This window comes from Kurthia populi (assembly GCF_042686175.1).
In the GTDB taxonomy this organism is placed as follows: Bacteria; Bacillota; Bacilli; order Bacillales_A; family Planococcaceae; genus Kurthia; species Kurthia populi.
The window spans coordinates 1-26882 of the sequence record NZ_JBHUOR010000008.1; the positions used below are offsets into that span (position 1 = coordinate 1).

The window sequence follows — 26882 nt, forward strand, 5'->3', positions numbered from 1 at the left end:
TCATTTGCTTTGCTAGCGTTATCTTGCTTGATAACATTTTTTCGATTCAATTGAACCGAATTTATTGTGATTACATCTTGCTTGTTCAGTTTTCAAGGTTCATTTGTACGTCTTGCTGACGACTTTATTACTTTACCACGATAACTTTCAAAAAGCAAGAACTTTTTAATCGCTACTTTTATAAAGTTTTATAAGCCGTCTTAATGACAAGTAATACTATAAACCATAGAACTATTATTCGTCAATAGTTTTTCTAAAATATTTTTTTATTTTCTTTTCATCGGTTGTATAGAAGATAATCCCTACCAAAACAATGATGCCACCTATTATCTGTGATGAATGTAAATATTCACTGAAAATAAAGTATGCCAATATAGAAGCTCCTACTGGTTCAAATAAAATAGCAATTGAAATCGCATTTGCAGAAACATATTTTAATGCCCAGTTAAATAGATTATGCCCTAACAAATTGGGAACAATAGCTAATAGAAGAAACCACAGCCAGTCCATTGCCGGATAAGGGCCAAAACTTTCCCCTTTTCCTAACATATAAATGGCTAACACAACGGTACTAATCGCATAGACATTGATCGTATACGTAGTAGATGAAATGTTTTGACGCACACTTTGCCCGCATAACATATAGAAAGAAATGAGGGCACATGCAAGCAATGCTAAAAGATCGCCAAATAATGCTGTGCCACCTAGTTGCACATCTCCCCAAGCAAGCAACACACTACCAAAAATAGCGATACATGCGGCAATAATGGTTTTAGCTGTTATTTTTTCTTTAAATAAAAGATAGGTCCCAACGATTGCAAATAAGGGCTGCAATGTCACAAGTACAGTTGAGCTTGCAACAGATGTGTAGTTTAAGGATTCAAACCACAAAATGAAATGGAAGGCGAGAAAAATACCGGATAACGTCATAATCCCCCACTGTTTCCAATTGATGATGCGTAGTTCCTGTCGGTACTTTAGCCAAAATAATGGCAACATTAGTAACACCGAAAAGAACATTCGATAAAAAGCGATGGCTCCTGCTTCTGCACTTGCTAATTTCACAAAAATCGCAGAGGCGGCAACCGATAAAACACCTATAATAATTGCGAAGTATGGATGCATTTTCTTACTCCTTGAAAAATTGGTTAAATACTCCACTTAACTAATGTACAATGAAGCAATAACCTATTTTCTCATTAAACAGATGAACTGACAATATTATTTAAAAGGGGGAAATCCGATGGAGTGGCTGACAGATTATAGTTTATTACGAGAGGCTAGTATAAAAATGCTGATTGCTGCGACATTAAGTTTAATCATCGGTGTAGAACGGGAATTAAAAGGCAAGCCTGTTGGGTTGAAAACTAGTCTTGTTATCGCAACATTTAGCTGTTTATTGACGATCATTTCAATGGAATCGGCGCTACGTGCAACACCCGTTCCAGGCATCAATATTACAATGGACCCGCTACGTTTAGCGGCACAAATTGTTAGTGGTATCGGTTTTCTCGGTGCTGGGGTTATTTTGCATCGTACAAATGATAGCATTACAGGCCTTACAACAGCAGCAATGATTTGGGGCGCGGCTGGTATTGGAATTGCTGTAGGTGCCGGCTTCTATATCCCTGCTCTTATTGCCGTTTTCATTATTTTACTTGGTGTGGAAGTTGTAGCACCACTCTTCTTTCGTTTAGGGCCCGCTCTATTGCGGCGTAAAGAGGCTTCACTAAAGATTGTTGTGTTACAAATAGAGGATATGGATACCGTGCTTGATTATTTAAAATTAAACCATTTTACCATTGAGCAACTCAATATTAAGGATATCCATGCGGACTTCGTTTTGAAGCATGTTATTCATTTACAGCTATCCTCGTTACCAGAGGAGGACGCACTATCAATGTACCGGAAAATCCGTAAACTTGATTGTGTTGAAACAGTAGAAATTGAACTTCTATCATAGAGGAGGATTTTATAATGGGTGAATTTTTCTCACTTTTAAAGCAAGGTAATAAACCATCGCTTCTAGCAGGGTTTGTTAATTTAATTTTAGGCATTATTAAAGGGGTTGCTTATGTTTTCACAGGAAATGTAGCGATGTTCGCTGAAATGATGCACTCACTAGGTGACGCCGCCAATCAATTCTTTGTTTTCATTGGCTCCGCCCTCTCAAAAAAAGCGCCAACTCGAAAATTTCCCACTGGCTTTGGTCGGGTTATTAATCTTGTTTGTTTATTTGCTGTTATTATCGTTGGGATTTTAGCATATGAAACAATTTTAGAAGGCTGGCATCATATTTTACATCCGACGACTTCTACAGGTGTTTGGATTGTACTAAGTGTTTTAGCACTAGGTATCCTATTAGAAGGAACGGTATTATTTAAAGCTTGTAAAGAAATTAATCACGAGGCAAGTGTAGAGGCTAAAGGACTTGCAACATTTATATCCGCACTGAAAAATCTCGGACGTGCTAAGCCTGCAACAAAGCTTGTCTTTATGGAAGATACGGTAGCAACGCTTGGGAATGTCTTAGCCTTTATCGCCGTACTCATTGCGCATTACACACCGTTTAATCAGATTGAAGGGATTGTATCAATTATTATCGGCTGTATGATGTTCTTCGTTGTCGGGACAGTCTTTTTGGAAAATGCGCGTGGTGCAATTGGTGAAACAGATGAAGAAATGTTAAATCATATTGCTTATCTTGTATCCGATAATCCACATATAAAAGATATTCGTCGTCTAGAGGTTATTAAAGAAGGTGAATCCTTACATGTTGAATTAATGGCTGAAATCGATCCGACTGTGACAGTGGCTTTTGCCGATGATGTTCGAGACAATTTAATGAAACTGCTATTAGTACAAAAAGGTGTTAGTCGTGCTACAATTTATTTTGACGAAGATGACGGTGTTACAAACTGGAGTCATATCGGTGAACGACCGGAAACGTTAAAAACAGAGAATGCCAATTTATCATCAAAATAGCAATTCTTTTATTGCTACAAAAGAATTGTTCTACGGGACAATTCTTTTTTTATGGAGCGAGGAGCTGACTGGATGCGTACATTAGTAGTTGGAGATATTCACGGAGAACTAGCAATGGTTCAAGCATTAGTAAAAAAAGTAAAGTATGATTCATCGCAGGATGAGCTGATTTTTCTTGGTGATTATATTGACCGAGGTCCTGATTCAAAAGGAGTGATTGCCTTTATGAAGCAATTACAACAAGCAGGTGCTATTTGTCTTTCTGGTAATCATGAGCAAATTATGTATGAGGCCTTTAAAAATCGTTCTACCGAAAGCTGGCTACACTGGCTTCATACGGCTGGTGGTGTCGCAACACTTAAAAGCTACGGTTTTGTTACAGAGGATATCGAGCATAGTATGTCACCTGAATCGTTTGTGACAGCTGAAATTGAAGAAGATTTAGAATGGATTCGCTCACTTGAAACGTATGTCGAGCGTGACGACTATATTTTTGTCCATGGCGGCGTCGATCCAGAGGTGCCGCTTAGCATTACGCCAAAACATCGTCTGTTATGGATTCGCCAAGAATTTCACGACAATTATCGAGGCAAAAAAACGGTGGTGTTTGGTCATACGCCTACACCACGTCTTCATAAAGAACGAGGTAATTTCGCCGTCTATTTTGGTGATAACAATATTATTGGCCTTGATGGTGGCGCAGTCTTTGGCGGTGCACTACATTGTCTTGTCTTACCAACTAGAGAAATTGTATCTATTAATGCTAAGGGATAAGTTCGCCTTAAAAAAGAGACTGAGACAAAACACATCATGTTCCTTTTTAGCGTTCACAACGAAAAACCGGAACCGCGCCACCGCGCGATTCCGGTTTTTCTTATGCTCATAGATGTGTCAAAGCCTCTTTTTATTATACCCAGCCACGGAAGCGTGATGCTTCAGCTGTTTTACGTACGCCGACCATATAGGCTGCTAAGCGCATGTCAATTTTTCGTGATACGGCCACATTGTAAATATTATCGAATGCTTCGACCATTTTTTTGTATAGTTTTTCGTTTACTTCTTCTTCTGTCCAGTAGTAGCCTTGATTATTTTGTACCCACTCAAAGTAAGATACCGTTACACCACCAGCAGATGCTAATACGTCTGGCACAAGTAGAACGCCACGTTCTGTCAAGATTTTTGTTGCTTCTGATGTCGTTGGGCCATTTGCCGCTTCGACAACGATATTTGCTTTAATATTATGTGCATTTTCTGCTGTGATTTGATTTTCAATCGCAGCTGGCACTAAAATATCACATTCAAGTTCTAGTAGTTCTTCATTTGTAATCGTATTTTCGAATAGGTTTGTTACCGTACCGAAACTATCACGACGATCAAGTAAGTAATCAATATCTAAGCCTTCTGGGTCGTATAATGCACCGTTTGCATCTGAAATGCCGACTACTTTTGCACCTAGATCATTCATAAACTTCGCTAAGAAGCTACCCGCATTCCCGAAACCTTGAATCACAACGCGTGCACCTTTGATTTCTAGGTCACGACGTTTTGCTGCTTGCTCAATGACGATGGTTACACCTTGGGCAGTCGCACGGTCACGGCCTTGCGAGCCACCAAGTACGATTGGCTTCCCTGTAATGAAGCCTGGAGAGTTAAATTCATCCATGCGGCTATATTCATCCATCATCCATGCCATAATTTGTGCATTTGTGAAAACATCTGGCGCTGGAATATCTTTTGTTGGACCAACGATTTGGCTTGTTGCACGAACGTAACCACGGCTTAGGCGCTCAAGCTCGCCCATTGACATTTGACGTGGGTCACAGACAACGCCACCTTTACCACCACCATATGGTAAATCGACAATTCCTGCTTTTAATGTCATCCACATCGATAATGCCTTAACTTCTTCTTCTGTTACATTCGGGTGGAAACGAACGCCACCTTTTGTGGGGCCAACAGCATCATTATGTTGTGCGCGGTAACCTGTAAATACCGTTACAGTACCATCATCCATACGAACAGGAATGCGGACTTGTAGCATGCGTAATGGCTCTTTTAAAAGCTCATACATCGCCTCATCATAACCTAATTTTTGCAATGCTTCTTTAATAATCGTTTGTGTAGATGTAAATAGATTCAGATTTTCTGCCATTATACATTCCTCGCCTCTTTACTAAGTATTAGATTACCAATATCGCCCATATTGTAACACAGAACACTCACTCATGCCGACTATTTCTACTTTTTTCATCTATCTTTTTTAAAACGCTTACAAAACAATTAAAAAAAGAGTTGCCCCATTATGAGACAACTCTTTTTCAATCGAAAAACTGCTTAGTTTAAACCGGATTCTTCAATCCATTCACCGAGCTTTTCTTTTAATGAATTAAAGCCAACCGAGTCTTTTTCGTCCACTCGGTCTTGTAGTGATTTGCGTGGCAATTGTTCTTTTCGCTTTATCGGTTTTGCCTGTAAAGCGCGCAGTGACAGACTAATTTTTTCGTCATTATCCGCAATATCTAAAATCTTCACGCGAACAATGTCGCCGACGTTTAAATGGTCTGTAATGCTTTTTACAAAGCCGTAAGTAATTTCAGAAATATGAACTAAACCTTGCGTGTTAGCATCTAATGCAACGAAAGCACCATAAGGCTGAATACCAGTGACTTTGCCTGAAACAATATCGCCAACCTTATACTTGTTAGACATCGTCATCCTACTTTCCAAACTGCCCTTGTTCTTTTATATATCCATTGTCATTATAGCATAGACGAATTGGTGCTTCAAAAGTTCTCGATTATTTCTGAAAATATCTTTTTTAAATTTTCAAATATCTTTAAATATACGAAATCACAGCATTTTTGAGATTTGAATCATATAAAAAAGAACTTCTACTATATTAGTAGGAGTCCTTTTTTTATTTACTCTTCAACAAAGCCGCTAATTTTAGCACAATTAATTTGCGGGCGGTATCGATGCATTCTTCAATTGGTAACCACATTTGAGAAGACGTTTCATAAATGCGCTGAATTTGATTTCCTAAAGCAGACGGGTCAAACGTTTCTTGCAAGGCTTCAAACAATTTTACTGCTTGGTCATCCTCTAGCTTTAAAGCATTCCATTCTGCTAACATATGCTCCGCTTCTCGCTGTATGTCTATATTGTCCATTGCTTCCACCTATCTATTTCCATTAATACTCGATATAATAGCATAAAATCAACTAATGCAAAAAGAAATGGGGCTAAAAGCAATGAGTTTATTCGATAAAGTTTACACACGTCAACAAACGGATTCATTAAAATGGGACAAATTAAAACTCGTCTACGGACGCGATAATGTCGATGGCATCATTCCAATGTGGGTAGCAGATATGGATTTTGCCGCACCAAAAAGCATCACACAAGCGATTCAAAAACGCCTCGATAATCCCGTTTATGGCTATTCATTTGAAGGTGAAGCCTGCACGACTGCCACAACAAATTGGCTGAAGTCGCAGCATGATACAATTATTGATTCGAGCTGGGTACTGTATCACCAAGGGGTTGTTCCTGCGATTGCCTCTGTTGTGGAAGCATTCACAAGTGAAGCGGACACTGTATTAATGACGGCACCGATTTACCCACCCTTTTTCAATTCACCAAAGCAATTAGCGCGTGAGGTCGCTTTTTGTCCACTAGATGAATCAAATGGTATCTATACGTTAAATTTCGATAAACTTGAGGCTGCCTTAGCACCTGAACAGGTGACACTCTTTATTTTATGCCATCCACATAATCCAATTGGCTTTACATGGGATGAGACGGCACTGCGTCAAATCGATGCGCTTTGTGCGAAGCATGGCGTACTATTATTATCCGATGAAATCCATAGCGACCTTGTGCTAACGGGTACCCACACACCACTTCTAAAAATCACGGCGCATCCTGAAAATGTCATTACATTATTTGCGCCAACGAAAACGTTTAATATTGCAGGTATTCATGCAGCGATGATGTTTGTGCCAGACGCGCAAAAACGTCAAACCTTGCAAAAGACAATGCAAAGTCATGCACAAGGTGGCTTAAATATTTTTGCTATTGCCGCAATTGAAGGTGCTTTTAGCAAGGAAGGTGCTAATTGGTTAGCAGAGCTAAAAGATTATTTACGTGCGAATATCCGTTATACAGCTGAACAATTAAATGCAGTTGATGGCTTACGCATCCATGAAAATGATGCGACGTATTTAATGTGGTTGGATTACCGCGCAACAAATTTAGATGAAAAAGATGTCATGAATCGCTTATTAGATGCTGGTGTCGCATTAGATCCCGGCACAAAATACGGTGAATATGGCAAAGGCTTTTTACGCATTAATATCGCATGTCCTAAAGAAACTCTAGAACAAGGCATTTCACGTATTAAGGCTGTCTTTACAGCATAATTAACTAGCTCTTTCTTATTTTTTCTACACTATACATTTTTAAGTACATTAAACTAAAAAAGCACCATCTATAAGGACGTGTATAAAGAATTGGTCTCTTTTATACACGTTTCTTTTTATTTCTCCAAGTATTTTATTGACAAAAATATGATTTTAAATCAACAAAAATACGATAAATGGCATATTTTTATTATTTAAAACTACGTGTATAGTGTAATTACCGTTTTAATAAAAAGTATTTGCTAAAGAATACACTTGCCATGTGAAATTCAATCTCAAATGCATCTTTTCCCACTGACTTGCCGGTCGGTGGTTTTTTTTATGCCCAAGGATGGGCATAGTTCGGTGTTGCCGCATGGACGCGGCGCTCTTAACCGAACTTCCTCTTTCAGGACGTGAACGGATCGACGTTGCCACAGGACGTGGCGTTCTTAGTCGATCTTCCTTCGTTGGATGGGCATAGTTCGGTGTTGCCGCATGGACGCGGCGTTCTTAACCGAACTTCCTCTTCAGAACGTGAACGGATCGACGTTGCCACAGGACGTGGCGTTCTTAGTCGATCTTCCTTCGTTGGATGGGCATAGTTCGGTGTTGCCGCATGGACGCGGCGCTCTTAACCGAACTTCTTCTTTCAGGACGTGAACGGATCGACGTTGCCACATAAAAATAATTTTTAATACATTAAAAAAACACCGCATCTCCAAGTGGAGATGCGGCGTTTTATTGTAGTGGCAAATTAATCTTCTACAGTGATTGTGTTGATTTTGATATCTTCTTTTGGTTTGTCTTGGAAACCTTTTTCAACTTTAGCCATTGCATCGATAACATCCATGCCTTCGATTACTTGACCGAATACAGTATGTTTACCGTCTAACCAAGGTGTACCACCGTTGTTTTTGTAACCATCGATAAGCTCTTTTGGCCAGTTGCGTACTTCCATTTGTTTAATGAAAGAGTTATCAACTTTTGGTGCTTGTACGATGAAGAATTGAGAACCATTTGTGTTCGGACCTGCATTCGCCATTGAAAGTGCGCCACGCATGTTGAATAATTCTGGATCGAATTCATCTTCGAATGAAGAACCCCAGATTGATTCGCCGCCCATACCTGTACCGGTTGGGTCGCCACCTTGAATCATGAATGAATCGATAATACGGTGGAAGATGATGCCATCGTAGTAACCGTTTTTCGCATGTGTTACAAAGTTTTCAACTGTTTTTGGTGCTTTCTCAGGGAATAGCTTGAAAGTGATTGGACCCATTGTTGTGTCCATAACCACTTTAATTTCGTTTTCTTGAACTTCTGGTGTTAATTGTGGATACATCGTATCGCTCCTTATGTCAGAAATATTTTACGCTCATAGTCTAACATACATAGCGGACAATTTCAGTTGTAAGCTACGAATTCATTGGATTTTCGATAAATTTGCATGACAACCAGGAAATTTGTGCTATTCTTTTAATGAGTATTTTAATCTAGTCTAGGGAGGTTTCTCGTGAAAAAAGCATTTGGTTCATTCGTCATTATTGCGAGTATCGCCCTGCTTGTTGTGCTATTCCAAAAAATTGGTCTTGAGCTAAAATCCAGTCGTGCATTTAGTGAGCAGTTTGATAATGCTGTACAGATTACAGACCCTACTACGAATGTAGTTCCAACCATTTTAAAAGACCGAAATGGTACGATTTTTTCTGAAGAATATACGGATTGGCGCGAGCCTGTAAAATTAGCGGATATTCCTGAATTTATGCAAAACCTCTTTATTTATAGTGAGGACGCTAGCTTCTACGACCATATCGGCTTTGATATGGCAGCAATCGCTCGTGCCTTTATGGTGAATAACTCCAGTGGTGCCGCCTCACAAGGTGGTAGTACCATTACGCAGCAGCTTGTGCGTATGCGCTACTTAACACAAGAAAAAACATACGAGCGAAAAATGCTTGAGATTTTTTATGCTTATGAGCTAGAGCGTAAATCATCAAAAGAGGAAATTTTAAATAGCTATTTAAATGAAATGTATTTCTCTAATGGCGTTTACGGTGTATCAGCAGCGGCTTCGTATTATTTTGATAAGCCACTTAATAAATTATCACGCGCACAAATGGCCTTTCTAGCAGCTATTCCTAATAATCCAAGCCTCTATAATCCGCTAACAAATTTTGATAACACAAAAAAGCGACAAAAACGCTTATTGAATAAAATGGTCGAAAAAAATATCGCCTCGAAGCAACAGGTGGCGATTTGGAAAAAAGAAGATATCCATTTATCAATTAAAAAGAAAAAACAAAATCACCCTGCTTATAGCTCTTATGTGATGAATGAGTTAACATGGCTTGTTGCGGAGCGAGATGGCTATCAAAAACGATTAGATGCCGCTAAAACATCTCAACAGCGAGCACGTATTAATAAAGAATTGAAAAAACATGTTACGAAGCTTCGAAATAAGGGCTTAATTATTGAGACAGCGCTTGATCAAACGAAGCAAGTACGCGATACCGCATCGATTAATAGTCTCATAAATGGCCATAAAGACTTGCAGGCAGCGAGTGTCGTCATTGATAATGCTACACGTGAGGTTGTGAGCGTCTATGGTGGTAAAAACTTTAAGCGCTATGAATTTAACCGTGCCTACCAAGCTGTTCGTCAGCCTGGTTCTGCGATTAAACCTATTTTAGACTATGCACCGTATATCGAAAAATTCCGTGCAACGCCTGATTCAACAGTTAGTGGAGCGCCTTTCTGTCATAAAAATTACTGCCCAGAAAATAAAGACGGTGTCACAGTGAGGGATATGTCACTAGAGACAGGTTTTAAATATAGCTATAATACCGTAGCTATTCGTCTCTTTGATAATGTCGGTCTTGCTACGGCATTCCGTGCACTTAATCAATTTGATTTCCGCTCTGTGACAGAATCGGACCGCCGCTATACATCTGCTCTTGGTGGTTTCGAGTATGGTGTCACAACGGCCGAATTAGCCGATGCGTATACAAGCTTTGATAATGGTGAATATTATCGTTCTCATGCCATTCGCAGTGTGAAATCACGTGATGGTCAGACGCTTTACACATGGCCTGACAAGAAAAAAGAAGTATGGGCTGCATCTACTGCCGAAACAATACGTGCATTAATGCAGGCAACGGTCGCCTCTGGTACAGGTACAGCAATTTCCGTGCCCGGTGCAAGCTATATCGGTGCGAAAACAGGTACGACGAATAACTTTTTTGACCTTTGGACAGCCGGCTTAACAGACCGCTATACATCAGCCGTCTGGATTGGCTATGACACACCGCGCAGTATGCAGGCACTTGAAAACGCCAAGATTCAACAGCATATTTTCTCTTCTATTATGAGACCATAAAAAAGAGGCTTTGACATACGTGTAAAAACAACATCTTCTATGTGCATAAAAAAACCGGAATCGCGCGGTGGTGCGGTTCCGGTTTTTCGTTGCGAATATTAAAAAGGAAAATGACGTGTTTTGTCCCAGTCTCTTTTTCAATTAAATGGTAAGCTCGATACGATGCCGTTGTATAGTTTGAAAATCGCATACGCTAATAATGTTAAAATGACTGCCCACATGACAATCTCAAATAACATCACACCTAGCACTGCACCAAACGAAATGACATCACTCATTTTGTATGTAACGTATATAAAATAAATAAAGGCACTCGCAATAAAAATAGCGACTAAAATATATACACTCGTCAAGCCAACGACCGATGCCAATGAGCCGAAGAAGAAAATGACACTCCCTCCGCGAACTTTTGTGATGGCACTATCAATCGAGTCTTTTGTGAAAAAAAGCATGCCGACATTATGAATTGTTTCGCCAATTAATTTAAGTGCAGAAAAAACCATAAAATAAAGCGTCGAAAAGACAATTAATAAGAGCATGCGCATTTGCACATCTGATAAAAACTCATGCATGCCCCCGTACACACCGATTTTCCGGAATAATATAATGGCTTCATTCACACTAAATAGCCCAAAAGTTAAGCTAAATAAAATGATCGTAATCAATGGTAAATAACTATATAAATAAGGGTTTTTAATCATATCTAGTCCTCTTTAATTAAATTTCGTAGCAACTGTCCTAGCTGGACCTGCTGCTTTCTTGCATGATGAGGCAATTCTAAATGAACCCATAGCGCTGGCGCGAATAACCGATACAGTGCTGCACGTTGCATAACACGACCTTTTGTATAGCGTTTTAGTAGAGCATCTGCTAATGCACTTGGCTTTGGCATGGCTGCTTGGACAACTAAATCTGCTTCCGGTGCTTTCATGCGTCCATTCGTATACGCAATGGAACCCGTATCCCCAAAGACAAGCTGGCCCTCTTCACTTAAAGTCGAGACCGTTGTTACCGACTGCACATGCTGTGTTGCCGCAAAGGCTAACACATCGACAAGTGCCAAATCACTCGCTAATGCACCTTCCGCTAGCTCAATCGTTTTCCCAATCATCGTTGTAATGACATGCTTATTCGGCAACGTTGCCTTTAAGGTGCCAATCGCAAAAACACCCATTACTTGTGCAGTGACGACCGCTTCTACACTACTAAAAAGCGGCATCGTATCGCCGACTGCAAAAGCCCCGACAACCGCATGCTGTGCCTCAAGTGTCGTATTGACGAGTAAAACGCGCACATCTTCTTCGTAGGCCATGAGCGCCGCGCTAAAACCAAGCGCTTCTAAATCCTGAAGCGTTAACACCTGACACGCTAACTCAGCATCATGACAATACGCAATAATACGCTCCTCTATATGCGCTGCTGTTAGCACATTGACTGGTTCGTCTTCATAAGCACGCCATACAGCTAATTGCTCACTTTCGCGATGTGCGTCTGCTAGCTCAAGTCGTTCGTCTGTAATAAAAATTAGCTCATCTATCGATACATCGGCTTCATTTGACGAAGTTTGATAGCCATAGGGTGTATAACTGCCATAACGAATGGCGGATAGTATATGACTTGCTACCATTTGTTTTGAAAATTGTGGCATAAAAAACGTTTCAAGCATCACATTTGCACACGACCATTTACGTTCGATCATGAGCGCGCCGACCGCCTCAAATATCGTATCGATATCCGCTTCACTTAGCTGCTTGCGGTGATCAAGTCCCACACATAAAATACGTCCTGTCGCTGTTGGAAGAACAGTTAAGGCGCCTTTTTTCAGTTGAATATCTCCTGTCTTCATCCACTCATCCATTGGCACTGACAGTGAGGCTGAAAAGTCAGCCCATCCTGAAACGGTATGCTGATGACGTGAAACGCCGATAATCGTAACGTCCCCCATCTGTTGTTGTTGCTCAAGTCGATAATTCATTCCATCACCTCATTTTAACGCTTCTAGTATACCATGCCGATAGTCGCATGAATGCAAAAAACGAGACAACAGCCACTAGCCGTCCATCTCGCTTTTTTGTTATTAGAAAAATAATTTATACGCTGTATAACCAAACACATTATCATCCTCAAGCTCGTCGAGTTTAATGGGTTTTGCTTGTAGTTTTAAATCAAGTAGCTCTAGAATCATTAACGATGTGCGGTCATCTTGTCCTAATTCCTCAGGTGACATCCAGCGCACTTCGTATAGCTCATCTAGCTGCGCCTTTAAATTTTGCTCTGCGGTATGTGCCGTTAAATAAAATACAGCCAAATTATCGCTAATATCATACTGCAACACCCCTGTACGAAATCCTAAAAACCCTTGCATCGATGCATGCACATTCGTTTCTTCTTTTAATTCGCGCTGACACGCTTCATCAACCGTTTCGCCCGGTTTTACAAAGCCTGCCGGAAGCGACCATTTGCCATCTAAGCCCCCGTAGCGCTTCATGACAACGAGCCATTCGCCAAGTTCATTTTCCACTAACCCTGCGACTCCAAGCCAAACACGACTGCGTTCATTATTATCCATTGGCGATTCCCTCCTGACAATTCACTACTTTATTGTACGAAGAAATACGCAAAAAAGAAAATTTTAGCTACTTAAAGATATTAAATTTCCCCTTCTTCGCAATGAGACCTGGTCCCCCTACTAAGAAAAGTGCATGATTATCAATCATTTTCTTTAAAACAGCCGCTTTACGTCCTGTATATTCGCGCTCCTTCACAAGCGCTACGCCATCGCCGCTGCCTAGTGAGCAGACAGAACCTTTTAAATTTGGCATAAACGGCGTCAATGGCTCATCCTCAAGCAGATGCTGTAAATTATTCGCAATCGCTTCGCCTTGTTGCATGGCGATTTGCGCTGTCGGTGGGTACGGCTTTTGATGATAGCGGTCTGTAACAATGGCCGAATCCCCGACAACAAATACTTCTGGGTAATCTGCTACGTTTAATGTTGGTAATACTTGCACGCGGCCACCTGTTGACGGAATAGAGGACTGCTCAATTACAGCGGAGCCTTTCACACCTGCCGTCCACACAAGCGTCGATGCCGCAATCGCTTCTTCACCCTGTGGTCCACGCACGGTTACTGCCTTATCGGTTACGCCAATTACAGCCGTTTGTGTTAAAAATTCAACGCCGCGTGCTTCTAGCTGCTGTTTCGCATACAGAGAAAGTGATTCTGAGAAGCCAGGTAAAATGCTCGTATCCGCTTCAGCACAAATGACACGAAGCGCCTCTTGTGGAATATGATAGGCTTGTGCAAGCTTTGGTAATTGATCAACGAGTGAGCCGATAAATTCAATGCCCGTAAAGCCTGCTCCACCTACAACAATGGTCGCATATTCAGGGCTTTGCTCTTTTTCATACATTGCAAATTGTGCATTAATATGCGTCCAAATTTTTGATGCAGATAAGGCATTTGAAATCGACTGGGCATGCTCTTTAATCCCCGGAATACCGTAATCCTGTACTTCAAACCCTAAACCAACAACTAAGTAATCATAATTAAATACACCATTCGTTGTGAGGACTTGCTTGCTATCCACATCTAATGCTTCCACCGTTGCTTGTACAAAAGTCGCTGAATCTTTTAAAAGTGGCTCGATTTCATAGCACACATCATTCGCTGAAATCACGCCAGCTGCTGCTTCATGTAACCACGTCGTTTCATAGTGATAATCATTTTTATTAATTAATGTAATCGACACATTGTCTGCATTCACTTTACGCTGCAATGTCACAGCCGTTGCTAGACCACCATAGCCTGCGCCAACAACGACAATCTTCGTTTTTCCCATCACATGAACCCACCTTTAAAAAGTATTTACTATTACCATACCATGAACAATTGCCAAATGCCCAAAAAAAGGGAATAAAAAAGACTTTGCACAGTGCTGCACAAAGTCTTGGATTCGTTCTTAGCAGTTTCCTGGTGTACCAGCATTTTTTGCTGTACGGAATGAAGAACCACAGCCACATGCTGCGATTGCATTTGGATTGTCGATTGTAAAACCGCCGCCCATTAGCGATTGTTTAAAGTCGATTACTGTACCGTTTAAAATTGGAATATCTTGTTTTGCGACAACAATATTTAAACCAAACTCTTCGTAAGCCTCATCCTCTGGTGATACTTCTGTATCAAAGCCCATTGCATACGTTAAACCACTGCAACCGCCGCCTTTTACGGAAACGCGTAAAAATGCGTTTTCTTCTTCGTTGTTTTCCATCATTTCGTTAATATGGAAAACAGCTGCTTCTGTAATGTCTACTACGTGTTTTGTCATATTTACACCTGCTTTCTCTATAGTATTATCATATCAATTTTCCTAGCAGTCGTAAAATAGTTGAACTCATTTCTTTTTTTTACTTTAATGATATAATAGACCTATAACTAAACATAAGAAATGAGGCCTAAAAATGGACCTATCCCCCTATTATACAAAGCAGGTTGATTGCATTCATTGTAAAAAGAAATTTAATACGACAAAGATTCGCATGAAAATGCTGAAAATTGCGTCAACAGATGCCGATTTTCGTCCAGTTTATGAAAATGATGTACATGGTTATTTTTATAATGCTTATGTATGCGAGCATTGCGGCTTTGCATTTACAGATGATTTTAGCACCTATTTTATGCCCGGCACTTCTGAAGTATTACAACAGCAAATTAGCAATAAGTGGGTCCATCATGATTTTTCTGGTGAACGTTCTCCGCAGCAAGCACTACAAGCCTATCAGCTCGCGCTCGTTTCAGGGCAAATTAAAAAGGAAAAACATATCACACTCGCAGGACTTGCCCTTCGCTGTGCATGGATTTATCGCTCACTCAAACAGCATGATGCGGAGCTACGCTTTATCCGCATTGCGCGCGACCAATACATAGAAGCGTTTTCTACAGGTGATTATGTCAATAGCGGCATGTCTGAAGTACGCGTCGCATATTTAGCGGCTGAATTATCACGTCGCCTTGATGAACGAGAAAAAGCGATTCGCTATTTCTCGATTGTCATCGAACAACAGCGTACATCCAATGAAATAAAAATTATTGATATGGCAAAAGACGCCTGGAACGATATGCGTCAAGTGCAATAAAAAAGAGGAAGTATTCGTAAATTACGAATACTTCCTCCTTCATATATCGTCATTCATTGTGTATTAGAATACTTGCTCTACTTCAACTACGCCTGGTACTTCTTCTAAAAGTGCGCGTTCAATACCTGCTTTTAGTGTAATTGTAGAACTTGGGCAGCTGCCGCATGCACCTAGTAAGCGTAATTTTACAACACCATCTTCTACATCTACTAATTCACAGTCGCCGCCGTCGCGTAATAGGAAGGGACGTAATTTATCTAGAACTTCTTGTACTTGATCTAACATTCGTATCGACTCCTCTCTCTAAAATCATTATAATGTCTATAAGCTAAAAAATCCATTAAAGAAACACGGAGGTTAAAGAAATGACGAATGAACCAATTAAAATTGAGATTTTTGGAGCAGACGTACAATGCGCTAGTTGTGTGAATGCACCTTCTTCAAAAGATACCTATGAATGGTTACAAGCAGCAATTGATCGTAAATATCCCGGACAAGCCTACGCTATCAATTACATTGATATCGAACAACCAATTGAGAATGAACGCCATAAAGACTGGGCTACACGCGTTCAAGAAGATGAGTTTTTCTATCCACTTATTTTAATTAACGATGAAGTAGTTGGAGAAGGCTATATTCAATTAAAACCAATTTACAAAGAGCTTGAAAAATTAGGGTTCCACGCTTAGGAGATTTAGAACTACCACAGTATTGACTGTGGTAGTTTTTTATTTTAAAAGAAAAAGTAAACATAAAGCAGAAAAAAAGGACATAAAATTGGCATTATTGCGATTTTATTATTTATGCTATTCCCAACGACAACACCGCTTATCCTAGTCGGTGGCGTATTCTTTGGCTTCATTTCCGCTTCGATTACGACACTTGCACCTGCCTTAACGACGGCATTATTTGGTACACGTGATTATAGCCGCATTTATTCAAGTGTTTCTGTTGGTTTAGCTGTTGCATCTATCGTTGCACTGCCTGGATACGGCTATGTACTTGATTTCACTGGTAGCTACACACCAGCGATGATTGCCGTCATTGTATTACTTGTTATGAATATGCTGTTTGTTGTCCTTGCGTTCCGCGATAAAGACGTCCTTGTAAAACAAGGTACTTGGGATCGCCCAGCGCCTCTAGAACCACTAAAAGAACCGATTCAAACAGAATTAAACTAAAGAAAGACACTGGGACAGAACACGTCACTTTTATTTTTTAGCGTTCACAACGAAAAACCGGAACCGCGCCATAGCGCGATTCCGGTTTTTCTTATGCTCATAGGAGCGGTTGCTTTTACATGTATGTTAAAGCCTTTTTTTATTGCAACACAATACGGATTAGCCGTTTTGGTTTTTGTACATCCATAGTAAACCAGATTTCATCATACGTGCTACGCGACCTGTTACCGTTGCATCGCCTAAGTTTACGAAACCTTGTTTTTTACCTAATGCACCCATGAAGCCTTTTAGTTTGATTGGTGAAAGTTCTGCTGGTAGCGTTTCACCTTTCCAACGTTTTTGAAGAACGATCGCAATGCGGTCGCCTTGTTCTTCGGCTAATTGTGCACTTGGTCCACCTACTGAAGAATGGGCACAGTCGCCAACAACGAATACATGCTCATCTACTGGTAAATGATAATGTGGTGTAATTTTAATGCGACCACGTTCCATTTCAACGCCATCAACTTCGCGAGCTACTGATACTGGACGAATCCCTGCTGTCCAGACAATTAGGTCCGCTTCGATGCGGTCTTCATGGTTATAAAGTGCACCTTGCTCTACTTTTGTAATATCCGATTCTGCTACGACATCTACATCGTTTTTATCAAACCATTTTTGTACGTAGCGGCTAAGTCGTTCTGGGAAGTCTTTTAAAATACGTGCGCCTCGGTCGAATAATTTAATTTTTAAGTCTGAACGGCTTTCGCGTAATTCAGAAGCTAATTCAATACCTGATAAACCAGCACCTACTACAGCAACCGTTGCTCCTGCTGGTAATGCACTAATTTTATCGTAAGCGATACGTGATTTTGCCATTGTTTGAATTGAGTAGGTGAACTCTTCTGCACCAGGTACGTTGTGGTAGTTATCTTCACACCCTAAGCCAATGACAAGATCATCATAGTTTAATTCTTGACCATCTGCGAAAACAACAGCATTGTTTGCGCGGTCAATTTTTGTCACTTCACCGTAGACAACTTTTAAGCGTTCGTGGTCAGGGAATTGTACACGAATATGACTTTCTGGTGTTGTACCTGCGGCAAGTGCATAAAATTCTGTTTTTAAACTGTGGTATGGGGCGCGGTCTACTAATGTAATCTGAACGTCTTGGGGAAGGTTGTTCGGAAGTAGGCGTAATAATACGCGCATATTACCGTAACCGCCGCCTAATAATACTAAGTTTTTCATCAGGGATTCTCCTTTTTTATGTGACAATTTAGTTACAAGCTTTTTCTATCCTTTACGAGTATAAATGATTGTGATACTTTTCACAATATCTTTGTGATAACTTTCACAATTTAATTTCGTTTCGTTGACGCCGCGCATAAATCTATAGTAGGATTCACTATTAGAGGTGACAAACTTGAATCCATTAGTAGAATTTTGTGTAAGTAATCTAGCAATGGGTGCGCAATCCGTCTATGAAGCACTCGAAAAAGATCCAAATGTAGAAGTACTAGAGTATGGCTGCCTTAGCTTTTGTACCCGTTGCTCAGAGTCATTATATGCAGTGGTCGAAGGTGATGTTGTAGAAGGCGCCACACCAGAAGAATTACTGAAAAATATTTATACCGCTATCAATAATAATCCGATGTTTTCGGCGTCTGAATTTTAATAAAAAACGGGTACATGCTATGACACATGTACCCGTTTTTTTAATTGGTTATAGCCAATCTGCTAAAGTTTTTACATAGTACGTTGGCTGTGCGGACTTCGCTTTGACCGTCTCTTGACGTGTCACACCAGTGTCAACATGCACCGTATCGATGCCATACGCAATGCCTACTAAAATATCGGTATCATAATTATCACCAATCATCAGCATATCCTCTTTTTCAAAGCCAAAGCTATCGCGAATGATTTCAAGCATATGTGGTGCTGGCTTGCCGATATAAAGCGGTTCGACACCCGTAACGTTTTGCACAAGTTGAACAAATGAGCCATTTCCTGGTGCAAAGCCTTGCTCTTTTGGCAGTTTAATATCGCCATTTGTCGCAATATGCTTCGCCCCATGTTGAATGTCATAACACACATCTTCTAGTGCTTCGTATGAAATATTCATTGTGAGTCCCTGTGCAACGATGTCCGGATTTTCCGTCACAACGGGAATGCCCTCTGCGGCAATTGCCTGTTGTAAGCCTTGTTGACCGAGCACTTTTACGCTTTGACCCTGATAGTGCTTGGCGATATATTTCGCTGTCGCAATCGATGACGTCATAATGCGCGCTTCTGGTACAGCAAGGTCCATTGCTGCGAGCTTTTTCTGAATATCTAGTTGCGTATATTTCGCATTGTTTGTGACATAGAATGGTTCGATTCCTTGTGCTTGTAGATGGTGAATAAACGCCACCGCTTCTGGAATCGCCGCTGCACCGCGGTAAACAGTACCATCTAAGTCAAAACAATAGGCTTTATAAGCTTTCATCTAGTCTTCCTCAGGAATAAATGCTGTCACAACCGTACCCATTTCTTTCGCAACAAAGGCTTCAATGGCAGCACGTAGTTTTTTGATTGTTGGTACAACTGCTGTTAGGACACGTAATACTTCAGCATCGTCTACTTCTAAAATATCGCGTACTAATACGCGGCGTAATGTTAAGAGTAATTTTAAATCAGCATCATATTCTGCTGGTACGGCTTTTTCATCCACTAAAATATCAATAATATCTTCGTAACTACCTGGGTCACGCATAATAAAGCCGTCAATCATCGTGTTACCGATGTCAATAATTGCTTCAATATATACGTTGGCGATACGTTCTAAAGCAAGCTTTGAAACCGCATCTTCTAACCAGTTTTCACGCGACTCAAATACCGCAGTGATGTCATCCATATATGCTAAATTTTTTGTGATTTTTTTACTGTCGATAAAATACACAGCAATTCCTCCAATTGAAAAAAGTTGATAGTCTTTCCTTCCCTATAGTACCATATCTTTAACACCGGAAGGAGAATTAAACATGGATAGATTTTTCTTATATGATGACCTTGAAGATACACAAACACGCTTTGTTAGCTTTACAGGTGAAAGTCAGCGCTACGATTTAGCCATCATGCAAAGCACTCGTTTTTACGGTAAAATCATCGTCATGGATATGCAAATGAGTAAGTTTGCGATTATCGGCTCTGACGATTTAGATGAACCTGGATACTTAGAGCACGTTTACAACCGTCCTGCTGACGAGGCACAGGAGCTACGTGAATACTTACATGAATTAGTGTAAACAAAAAAACGGACGTCGCGATTTGCGATGCCCGTTTTTTTGTTGAGCTATAGAAATCAACCCTGTTCAGGCGTTGCTTCCTGTAACTCTTGCACTGGTTCCGTCACTTGTTCTGTAACTTCTTTATCCGGTGCTGGCGGTACAATTTTGCCGATTTTTCGAACGATAAAATAAGCACAACCAAAATTGCAATATTCATATAGGTAATCTTCTAATGTGCTAATCTTCGTATCGAATGTAGCTTTTTGGTTTCGCTCTTCATAGAAACCCTTCAAGCGCAATTGACCGTAGCCCCAATCCCCTACGATATAATCGTATTTTGATAAAATGTCGGCATAGCGACCTTTAAAATCTTCCTCATTAAAGGCGTTGCGATAATCTTGCACGACCTCATATTCATATTGATCCGCAACAATCATTTTTCACCCTCCTAGGTGATTTACATACCCGCCTCAGCCTGCATTTGGCGTTCTTTCGTCGCCGCATTTACCTGCTCATCTGCATGGTAACTACTACGAACGAGTGGACCCGCTTCACAGTGTTTAAAGCCTTTTTCCATCGCAATTTTACGTAAGCGACCAAATTCGATTGGTGCGTAGTATTTTTGGACAGGTAAGTGCTTTTTCGTCGGCTGTAAATATTGACCAATCGTCATGATATCTACATCGTTAGCACGTAAATCATCCATTACTTCGAGAATTTCTTCTTCCGTCTCCCCTAATCCTACCATAAGAGATGACTTTGTAGGAATGTCAGGTTGCATTTCTTTTGAACGACGTAAAAATTCAAGTGAACGATCATATTTTGCTTTCGCTCGAACTCTCGGAGTCAGACGGCGAACTGTTTCGATATTGTGATTTAAAATATCTGGTTTCGCATCCATTAGGATTTGAATGTTTTCCTTCACGCCGGCCATATCAGATGGTAGCACTTCAATTGAAGTTTGTGGACTTTTACGACGAATAGCGCGCACTGTTTCAGCCAGTACACTCGCGCCCCCGTCCTTCAAGTCATCACGGGCTACTACTGTTATAACGACGTGCTTTAAATTCATTAATACAACGGAGTCTGCTACGCGTTCTGGTTCCGCTAAATCGAGTTCAGTTGGCAAACCAGTTTTAACCGCGCAAAAACGACAGGCGCGCGTACAAACAGAGCCTAAAATCATAAAGGTTGCTGTGCGGCGCTCTCCCCAACATTCGTGGATGTTTGGGCATCTTGCTTCTTCACATACAGTGTGCAAGTTTTTCTCACGCATTAAGGTCTTTAATTCCTTGTACTGCTTATTCGCCTTAATGTTAATTTTTAACCAATCCGGTTTGCGGACGTGTTGTCGTTTATCGTCTTTCGATGTCGGTTTACATGATGACATAGAACTTCAACTCCTCATAAATGTGTATTAAATGACGTCCCCACCTGTCACTCTAACACATTTTTTGTTAATAATACAGTAAATTAGGAAATTTCAAACAGTGAAATTTGTCCATGTCAAAAAGATAAAAAGAAAACGACAAGGCCTATTTGTTACGCTGCCTTGTCGTTTTCTTTTTACGTCATATATACGGTCCCTTTTTCTTCTAAATAATCTGGTTCTACGTTTAGGATATCGAGCTCACTACTAGCTAGATCTAGCTCATATGTTGCTTTGACAAGCTTGCCATGTTCTTCAAAAATACGCAATTTCGGACGCATTGTATTGCTGGCATTTTGCTTTGATACAATGCCACGACTGCCATTACTTAAAAGTAAAACAGTACCATTTGGATAAGCCGCAATCACACGATTAAATGCTTCGACAACCATTTGGTCGTATAGCGTTCCTGACCCTTCATTAATAATGGCGAGACCTTCAGACGGTAGCAATTTATTACGATAAACGCGATTAGAGGTGACCGCATCAAATACGTCAGCTACAGCAATAATTTTGGCGTATGGGTGAATTTCAAAATCCACTAACCCACGTGGATAACCACTACCATCTAAGCGCTCATGATGCTGAAAGGCACAATGCGCCGATAATAATGAAATGGTATGCAGATTGCGTAGCATATCAAAGCCATACTGTGTATGCATCTTCATCGTGTCATACTCTTCATTCGTTAAACGGCCTGGTTTTTGTAAAGTTTCTTGTGGAATCAACATCTTACCGATATCATGCAACATCGCACCAATACCGATTTGACGCACTTCCTCGGCATTGTATTTCATTTCATGTGCAATCGAAATCGTATAGATGGTAACTTGCAAAGAATGCTGATAAATATATTCATCATAAATAAAGGCATCACTTAAGACCGTTAATAATTCTTCATTGTCAAAAATGCTGTCCATTAAGCTATTAATAATAGCCTTAAAATCTTTTGAACTTTTTTCTAAACAATACGTAATATCAGTTCCTTTTAAACGTTTTAGCGTTTTAAAAGAGTTTTCAATTTTATTGACTGCGGCATTACGAATCTTCGGTGGAATGGCTTCTGCCACCTCGATGTTTTTAGAAATTTTATCATCGATGTAGACATATTGAACGTTTAATTGCTGCAATCGTTGAATAATTCGATTTGTCACATGGACACCTTCTTGTAGTAGCGGCATACCTGCTTCATTCCAAATCGTTTTGGCGATAACCATCTCTTCTTGTAGCACTTTCGTTGATATAAGCCTCATACTTTTGTCCTCATTTACTTTGTAATCATATATATATTATATACTATGAATCATAATAAAAATATCTAATTTTCTAAAAAATTGATTATACAAAGTGCTTATGACCATAAATTGTAAGAATATCACGTAAAAATTGTGGTAGTAAATATGTTTTTGGCAATGCTTTTAACGCTGGGAAAAACCAGCCAAATGTAAACATATCGAGCGTCGCAACTTTCACTGTTTCACCTGGCGCTAGTATTTTATCGTTCACAAGAATATGCCCGTCTTGCTGTTTAAAATGATACGTCAGCATTTTACCAACAACAGTTCCTCGGAATCCTAAGCCACGCAGCTCACGCCTTGGCCATTCCTCCGCGCGCTCGATAATAGCTAAAATATCGCGTAGCTGTGCCTCGTTTAATTCAAAAATACAGGCATTGATTGGATGTGGTAGCATACGGTGAATATCAAGCGCCGTCACAGGCCCCTTTTTCATATCTGTTAAAAAAATGCCCGCATTAAAGAATGCACAATCTGCACCCGAGAAATCAAGTAGTGCCTCCGCAAAGAAATGAGATAGCTTCGAGTAGTGGTACCATTCCTTATTATAAAAGCGTGTCGTTTCAAATACTTCTACGTCTAAAAGCTCCTCACCGTAGCGTTGTTGTGCCGCTACCTCGCGATGCTCTCCTCGCTCGGGTGGAAGAGTCGTCGTATCAATTAATTCCGTTTCTACTCGCTGAACCATTCCATCATAATGAATAATCGAATGCCCGATGTAACGGCCATATTTGCCGCCTCCCGTGAGTAACGTTTGGTTGATGTATTTGCCATGCTCTAATACGTGATGCGTGTGAGAGCCAAAAATAAGCGTCACATCGCGCTCCTGCTCTGCAAGGCGCTCATCTGAATGTAAGCCAAGATGCGACAAACAAATAATAATGTCAGCTTCCTTGCGCGCCTGTGCAATCGATTCATGTAGACGTGTAAAAGGGTCCTCAATTTTCCAGCCTAGATTATTATAGTAATCTGGAAAAGGAGCTGTTGCCGCAACAACACCAAGCTTTGTACCAGATGCGAGTGTATACACATGATAAGGTTCTACCCATGTTGGCATTTTTCCGTCGGGCTCTTTTAAATTATTGACGATAACATTGAATTTTGCTTCAGTATATAGTTGATTCAGCGCTTCTTTTGCGAGCGTGATTCCCTCATTATTGCCGATAGTAACAGCATCATAATTCGCTTCGTTAAGTAGCGTAATACTTGACTTTCCGAGTGTTGCTTCTGTAAAAATATTCGAGCGATCAATAAAATCGCCAATATCTACTATTAAGCAGGCTTCGTCATGTTGTTCATGGAACGCGCGACGCTCTTGTAAATAACTTCGTGTGCGTGGCCATGAATCAAGATGGCTATGCACATCATTCGTATGATAAATATGAATTGTTTCCAAGGTCCACTCACCTCTCTATAATATGCTCGACACAATCGAGCGAATCCCCATTAATAGGAGCATGACACGTAAGCACAGAACGACGGTTTTTGAGTTGAGACGCTTGTTTAGCTCCGCTCCTAACTTACCGCCAATCATTGCTCCAATGACGACCGGTATGACGTAATGCCATGGAATATGGTCGAAATACCAGTGTGCGCCTGAATTGACGATGGATGTTAAAAACACTAAAAACATCGATGTTGCGACGGCCACATGTGCAGGGAATAAAAATAAAATTAACATCATCGGCACGATCATCGAACCGCCACCAATGCCAAATAAACCAGAGGCAAAACTAATGATGAACGACGCTAAAATCGCAAACCAAATTGGATAGCCATAAGTGTATGTATGCCCGTCTGAATCAGTGATGGTGCGCTTTGTGCCATGCTCCACAAACCAATTGACAGGCTTTAAACGATCTCGGACGATTAAAATAATCGACAGAATAATCATTAAAATACCAAAATACAGCTCAAATGATGGTACATCCATCACGCGGTTCACCGCAGCCCCCAGCATAACCCCTGGGATACTACCGATAAAGAAAATAAAGCCGCTTTTATAGTCGACTGTTTTTGATTTCATATAGGCAAGCGTCGATGAAAGACCTGTAAAAATCATCATCACCACGGATAAACCAACGATGCGCTGTGGCGTCAAATCGCTCATTAGGCCTTGTGAAATACCAAAATAGAGTAGTGCCGGTACTAAAATAATACCACCGCCAAGTCCGACAAGTGCGCCGACAATGCCTGAAAAAATCGCAAAGATAATAATCAATAGTGCTGCTGTCATTTCCTAATCCCCTTCAAATAAATCCAGTTGCTTCGGTGCAAGATGATCATAATGGATATTTAAAATCTCAAGTAGCTCTTTCGCATTATGCGCCGCATCGTTGCCTGAATTATTATTAAAAGCGACATAGACATGGCGCGTTGTTTTCGCTAATCGCTGAATATGCACCGCAATTTCGCGTAATTCCTCGTCGTTATAATTGTAGAGACAGCGTACTTTACGCCAATCTTCCTGACTACGACCATTTTGAAGCCAACCATGGACATTGCGCCCATGAATACGCACAAAGGCCGTATCCGTCGTCGCAATTGACAGCAATGGCACGGAGCCCTCTCCTGCCTGTGGCTCGTCACATACAGTATGAATAAATTTTAACTCACGTAATAAATTCATCGTGCCATCTACATATTGTTCGGTATACCATGTGCGATTTCGAAACTCAATGGCGACCGGAAAATCGCCAAGCTCCTGTTTCACGTAGCGCAAATATTGGACGTTTTTAAACTGACAATCAAACCATGGTGGAAACTGCATCAACACCGCCGCAAGTTTTCCAGCACGTTGAAACGGCTCGATAGCTTTTCTAAACGCTTCAAACATGTCTGCCTTCGTATCAAAATACGCATCCTTTTCACCACGTAAATGACCGGTCATACCACGATAGCCTTTGACGATAAATTTAAATTGATCGGGTGTTTCATCAATCCATTTCAAGACATTTTTCTCTGATGGAATCGCATAAAAAGACGTATCTACCTCGACCACTGGAAAATGACCACTGTAATCGAATAATCGATCGCGTGCAGAAGTCGTTTCACTATAGACATCTGGATGGTCTCCCCAGCCTGTTAAGCCTACATAAATCATCCTACTCCGCCTCCATTTCTGTTACTTCATATCATATCATAGCTGTTTACTTGGCTCTATGCGTGGCGCTTAAAAGATAGGGAAAATTAATGTTGCGTAAATAAAAACGAGACCCTGTTAAAGAGTCTCGTCTTTTTGTAGTTGATTGGCCTTTGTTTTATTACAAAGGAAGGTAAGCTAACTTCGCCGCATCCTTGCGGCAACGCTTACCGGGTCTGCGTCCAGCAGACCCTACCTGGATTCATCGACTAGATTCTCGGGTCAAATCACTTCTTCCTACGCGGCTAGACGCCACTTGTCAGAAGCTTTATTTGCCCGTCGAATCTGAACGAGTCGATTCATCACTTATTGGATATCCGGATTCAAGCGCTAACTCTTTGGGTTGTTTCGCTCTCTTCTACGTGACATAGAACGTCACTTGTCGAGAGCTATAAACACCCTTCAGAGTTAAACGAGCGCTTTCATCACTTATCGTTATCCGGATTCAAACACCAGTGCTTCGGGTTGTTTTGTTCCTTCCGATATTCTTTCAAATAAATTAAAAAACGAAACTCCTGTTAAAGAGTCTCGTCTTTTTGTAGCTGATTGGCCTTTGTTTTATTACAAAGGAAGGTAAGCGTCCAGCAGACCCTATCCGGATTCATCGACTAGATTCTCGGGTCAAATCACTTCTTCCTACACGGCTAGACGCCGCTTGTCAGAAGCTTTATTTGCCCGTCGAATCTG

Annotated in this window: 30 protein-coding genes; 10 read left to right on the top strand and 20 right to left on the bottom strand. The window is 40.7% G+C overall.

The window, feature by feature from the left end; genetic code table 11:
• Window positions 1-234 precede the first annotated feature (234 nt).
• Window positions 235-1125, bottom strand: coding sequence for a DMT family transporter (locus ACFSY7_RS01080; protein ID WP_380146508.1), 891 nt, complete (start codon window positions 1123-1125; stop codon window positions 235-237).
• Window positions 1126-1243: 118 nt separating this feature from the next.
• On the opposite strand from ACFSY7_RS01080, the gene ACFSY7_RS01085 reads away from it, so the two are divergent.
• The 3 genes from ACFSY7_RS01085 to ACFSY7_RS01095 all read left to right on the top strand — a co-directional run bounded on the left by ACFSY7_RS01085 (window position 1244) and on the right by ACFSY7_RS01095 (window position 3759).
• Entirely contained in the window at window positions 1244-1963 is a 720-nt protein-coding gene (locus ACFSY7_RS01085) for an MgtC/SapB family protein (RefSeq protein ID WP_380146509.1), read from the top strand.
• A gap of 14 nt (window positions 1964-1977) precedes the next feature.
• Window positions 1978-2985: a cation diffusion facilitator family transporter gene (locus tag ACFSY7_RS01090; RefSeq protein ID WP_380146510.1), complete on the top strand. Its 1008-nt coding sequence runs from the start codon at window positions 1978-1980 to the stop codon at window positions 2983-2985.
• 72 nt (window positions 2986-3057) lie between these two features.
• Window positions 3058-3759, top strand: a complete 702-nt coding sequence (locus tag ACFSY7_RS01095; RefSeq protein WP_380146511.1) for a metallophosphoesterase family protein — start codon at window positions 3058-3060, stop codon at window positions 3757-3759.
• A 133-nt stretch (window positions 3760-3892) separates the two neighbouring features.
• Here the strand turns inward: ACFSY7_RS01095 and ACFSY7_RS01100 are convergent, their stop codons facing one another.
• The 3 genes from ACFSY7_RS01100 to ACFSY7_RS01110 form a co-directional block, all read right to left on the bottom strand.
• Window positions 3893-5137 (bottom strand): Glu/Leu/Phe/Val family dehydrogenase, encoded by a 1245-nt coding sequence (locus ACFSY7_RS01100; RefSeq protein WP_380146512.1) that lies wholly within the window; start codon window positions 5135-5137, stop codon window positions 3893-3895.
• 182 nt (window positions 5138-5319) lie between these two features.
• Window positions 5320-5694 (bottom strand): S1 domain-containing post-transcriptional regulator GSP13, encoded by a 375-nt coding sequence (gene yugI, locus ACFSY7_RS01105; protein ID WP_380146513.1) that lies wholly within the window; start codon window positions 5692-5694, stop codon window positions 5320-5322.
• 208 nt (window positions 5695-5902) lie between these two features.
• Window positions 5903-6154, bottom strand: coding sequence for a DUF1871 family protein (locus ACFSY7_RS01110; protein WP_380146514.1), 252 nt, complete (start codon window positions 6152-6154; stop codon window positions 5903-5905).
• Between the two features lie 55 nt (window positions 6155-6209).
• Here ACFSY7_RS01110 and ACFSY7_RS01115 point away from each other — a divergent pair, with 55 nt between their 5' ends.
• Window positions 6210-7406: a MalY/PatB family protein gene (locus ACFSY7_RS01115; protein WP_380146515.1), complete on the top strand. Its 1197-nt coding sequence runs from the start codon at window positions 6210-6212 to the stop codon at window positions 7404-7406.
• Between the two features lie 736 nt (window positions 7407-8142).
• Here the strand turns inward: ACFSY7_RS01115 and ACFSY7_RS01120 are convergent.
• The gene (locus ACFSY7_RS01120; RefSeq protein WP_126989821.1) at window positions 8143-8730 is read right to left on the bottom strand and encodes a peptidylprolyl isomerase; all 588 of its coding nucleotides are present in this window, start codon (window positions 8728-8730) and stop codon (window positions 8143-8145) included.
• A 171-nt stretch (window positions 8731-8901) separates the two neighbouring features.
• Between ACFSY7_RS01120 and ACFSY7_RS01125 the strand changes: the two genes are divergently transcribed.
• Window positions 8902-10764: a transglycosylase domain-containing protein gene (locus ACFSY7_RS01125; protein WP_380146516.1), complete on the top strand. Its 1863-nt coding sequence runs from the start codon at window positions 8902-8904 to the stop codon at window positions 10762-10764.
• 137 nt (window positions 10765-10901) lie between these two features.
• Here the strand turns inward: ACFSY7_RS01125 and ACFSY7_RS01130 are convergent, their stop codons facing one another.
• The 5 genes from ACFSY7_RS01130 to ACFSY7_RS01150 form a co-directional block, all read right to left on the bottom strand.
• Window positions 10902-11465 (bottom strand): DUF5366 family protein, encoded by a 564-nt coding sequence (locus ACFSY7_RS01130; RefSeq protein ID WP_233600520.1) that lies wholly within the window; start codon window positions 11463-11465, stop codon window positions 10902-10904.
• Between the two features lie 2 nt (window positions 11466-11467).
• A complete protein-coding gene (locus tag ACFSY7_RS01135) occupies window positions 11468-12739 on the bottom strand; it encodes a hypothetical protein (protein ID WP_380146517.1) in 1272 nt (423 codons plus the stop codon).
• Between the two features lie 102 nt (window positions 12740-12841).
• Window positions 12842-13333 (bottom strand): NUDIX domain-containing protein, encoded by a 492-nt coding sequence (locus tag ACFSY7_RS01140; RefSeq protein WP_126989824.1) that lies wholly within the window; start codon window positions 13331-13333, stop codon window positions 12842-12844.
• A gap of 67 nt (window positions 13334-13400) precedes the next feature.
• A complete protein-coding gene (locus tag ACFSY7_RS01145) occupies window positions 13401-14606 on the bottom strand; it encodes an NAD(P)/FAD-dependent oxidoreductase (RefSeq protein ID WP_380146518.1) in 1206 nt (401 codons plus the stop codon).
• A 120-nt stretch (window positions 14607-14726) separates the two neighbouring features.
• Window positions 14727-15092: a HesB/IscA family protein gene (locus ACFSY7_RS01150; protein WP_126989826.1), complete on the bottom strand. Its 366-nt coding sequence runs from the start codon at window positions 15090-15092 to the stop codon at window positions 14727-14729.
• A 133-nt stretch (window positions 15093-15225) separates the two neighbouring features.
• Here ACFSY7_RS01150 and ACFSY7_RS01155 point away from each other — a divergent pair, with 133 nt between their 5' ends.
• A complete protein-coding gene (locus ACFSY7_RS01155; protein ID WP_126989827.1) occupies window positions 15226-15900 on the top strand; it encodes a DUF2225 domain-containing protein in 675 nt (224 codons plus the stop codon).
• Window positions 15901-15963: 63 nt separating this feature from the next.
• Here ACFSY7_RS01155 and ACFSY7_RS01160 read toward each other — a convergent pair whose 3' ends face one another.
• Window positions 15964-16185 carry a NifU family protein gene (locus tag ACFSY7_RS01160; protein WP_126989828.1) on the bottom strand — a complete coding sequence of 74 codons (222 nt, stop codon included), beginning with the start codon at window positions 16183-16185 and terminating at the stop codon, window positions 15964-15966.
• An 80-nt stretch (window positions 16186-16265) separates the two neighbouring features.
• Between ACFSY7_RS01160 and ACFSY7_RS01165 the strand changes: the two genes are divergently transcribed.
• Both ACFSY7_RS01165 and ACFSY7_RS01170 read left to right on the top strand, forming a co-directional pair.
• Window positions 16266-16589: a YuzD family protein gene (locus tag ACFSY7_RS01165; RefSeq protein ID WP_380146519.1), complete on the top strand. Its 324-nt coding sequence runs from the start codon at window positions 16266-16268 to the stop codon at window positions 16587-16589.
• Window positions 16590-16703: 114 nt separating this feature from the next.
• Window positions 16704-17081 (top strand): MFS transporter, encoded by a 378-nt coding sequence (locus ACFSY7_RS01170; RefSeq protein ID WP_380146520.1) that lies wholly within the window; start codon window positions 16704-16706, stop codon window positions 17079-17081.
• Between the two features lie 159 nt (window positions 17082-17240).
• On the opposite strand, the gene ACFSY7_RS01175 is transcribed toward ACFSY7_RS01170, so the two are convergent.
• Complete coding sequence (locus ACFSY7_RS01175; RefSeq protein WP_139995594.1) at window positions 17241-18311, bottom strand: NAD(P)/FAD-dependent oxidoreductase; 1071 nt, start codon at window positions 18309-18311, stop codon at window positions 17241-17243.
• A 175-nt stretch (window positions 18312-18486) separates the two neighbouring features.
• Between ACFSY7_RS01175 and ACFSY7_RS01180 the strand changes: the two genes are divergently transcribed.
• On the top strand, window positions 18487-18738 hold the full coding sequence (locus ACFSY7_RS01180) for a YuzB family protein (protein ID WP_126989832.1): 252 nt from the start codon (window positions 18487-18489) through the stop codon (window positions 18736-18738).
• A gap of 48 nt (window positions 18739-18786) precedes the next feature.
• Here the strand turns inward: ACFSY7_RS01180 and ACFSY7_RS01185 are convergent, their stop codons facing one another.
• Together ACFSY7_RS01185 and ACFSY7_RS01190 are read right to left on the bottom strand one after the other, a co-directional pair.
• Window positions 18787-19548: a TIGR01457 family HAD-type hydrolase gene (locus ACFSY7_RS01185; RefSeq protein WP_380146521.1), complete on the bottom strand. Its 762-nt coding sequence runs from the start codon at window positions 19546-19548 to the stop codon at window positions 18787-18789.
• Window positions 19549-20001 carry a DUF86 domain-containing protein gene (locus tag ACFSY7_RS01190; RefSeq protein WP_126989834.1) on the bottom strand — a complete coding sequence of 151 codons (453 nt, stop codon included), beginning with the start codon at window positions 19999-20001 and terminating at the stop codon, window positions 19549-19551.
• A gap of 82 nt (window positions 20002-20083) precedes the next feature.
• On the opposite strand from ACFSY7_RS01190, the gene ACFSY7_RS01195 reads away from it, so the two are divergent.
• A complete protein-coding gene (locus tag ACFSY7_RS01195) occupies window positions 20084-20347 on the top strand; it encodes a DUF3055 domain-containing protein (protein ID WP_126989835.1) in 264 nt (87 codons plus the stop codon).
• 56 nt (window positions 20348-20403) lie between these two features.
• Here the strand turns inward: ACFSY7_RS01195 and ACFSY7_RS01200 are convergent, their stop codons facing one another.
• The 6 genes from ACFSY7_RS01200 to ACFSY7_RS01225 form a co-directional block, all read right to left on the bottom strand.
• Window positions 20404-20766: a YutD family protein gene (locus ACFSY7_RS01200; RefSeq protein ID WP_126989836.1), complete on the bottom strand. Its 363-nt coding sequence runs from the start codon at window positions 20764-20766 to the stop codon at window positions 20404-20406.
• A gap of 20 nt (window positions 20767-20786) precedes the next feature.
• The gene (gene lipA, locus ACFSY7_RS01205) at window positions 20787-21719 is read right to left on the bottom strand and encodes a lipoyl synthase (RefSeq protein WP_126989837.1); all 933 of its coding nucleotides are present in this window, start codon (window positions 21717-21719) and stop codon (window positions 20787-20789) included.
• A 176-nt stretch (window positions 21720-21895) separates the two neighbouring features.
• Window positions 21896-23011, bottom strand: a complete 1116-nt coding sequence (locus ACFSY7_RS01210) for an HD-GYP domain-containing protein (RefSeq protein ID WP_380146522.1) — start codon at window positions 23009-23011, stop codon at window positions 21896-21898.
• 85 nt (window positions 23012-23096) lie between these two features.
• Window positions 23097-24449, bottom strand: coding sequence for a bifunctional metallophosphatase/5'-nucleotidase (locus ACFSY7_RS01215; RefSeq protein WP_380146523.1), 1353 nt, complete (start codon window positions 24447-24449; stop codon window positions 23097-23099).
• Window positions 24450-24464: 15 nt separating this feature from the next.
• Complete coding sequence (locus tag ACFSY7_RS01220; protein WP_126989840.1) at window positions 24465-25289, bottom strand: sulfite exporter TauE/SafE family protein; 825 nt, start codon at window positions 25287-25289, stop codon at window positions 24465-24467.
• Between the two features lie 3 nt (window positions 25290-25292).
• Complete coding sequence (locus tag ACFSY7_RS01225) at window positions 25293-26156, bottom strand: DUF72 domain-containing protein (protein ID WP_126989841.1); 864 nt, start codon at window positions 26154-26156, stop codon at window positions 25293-25295.
• Window positions 26157-26882: the final 726 nt, after the last annotated feature.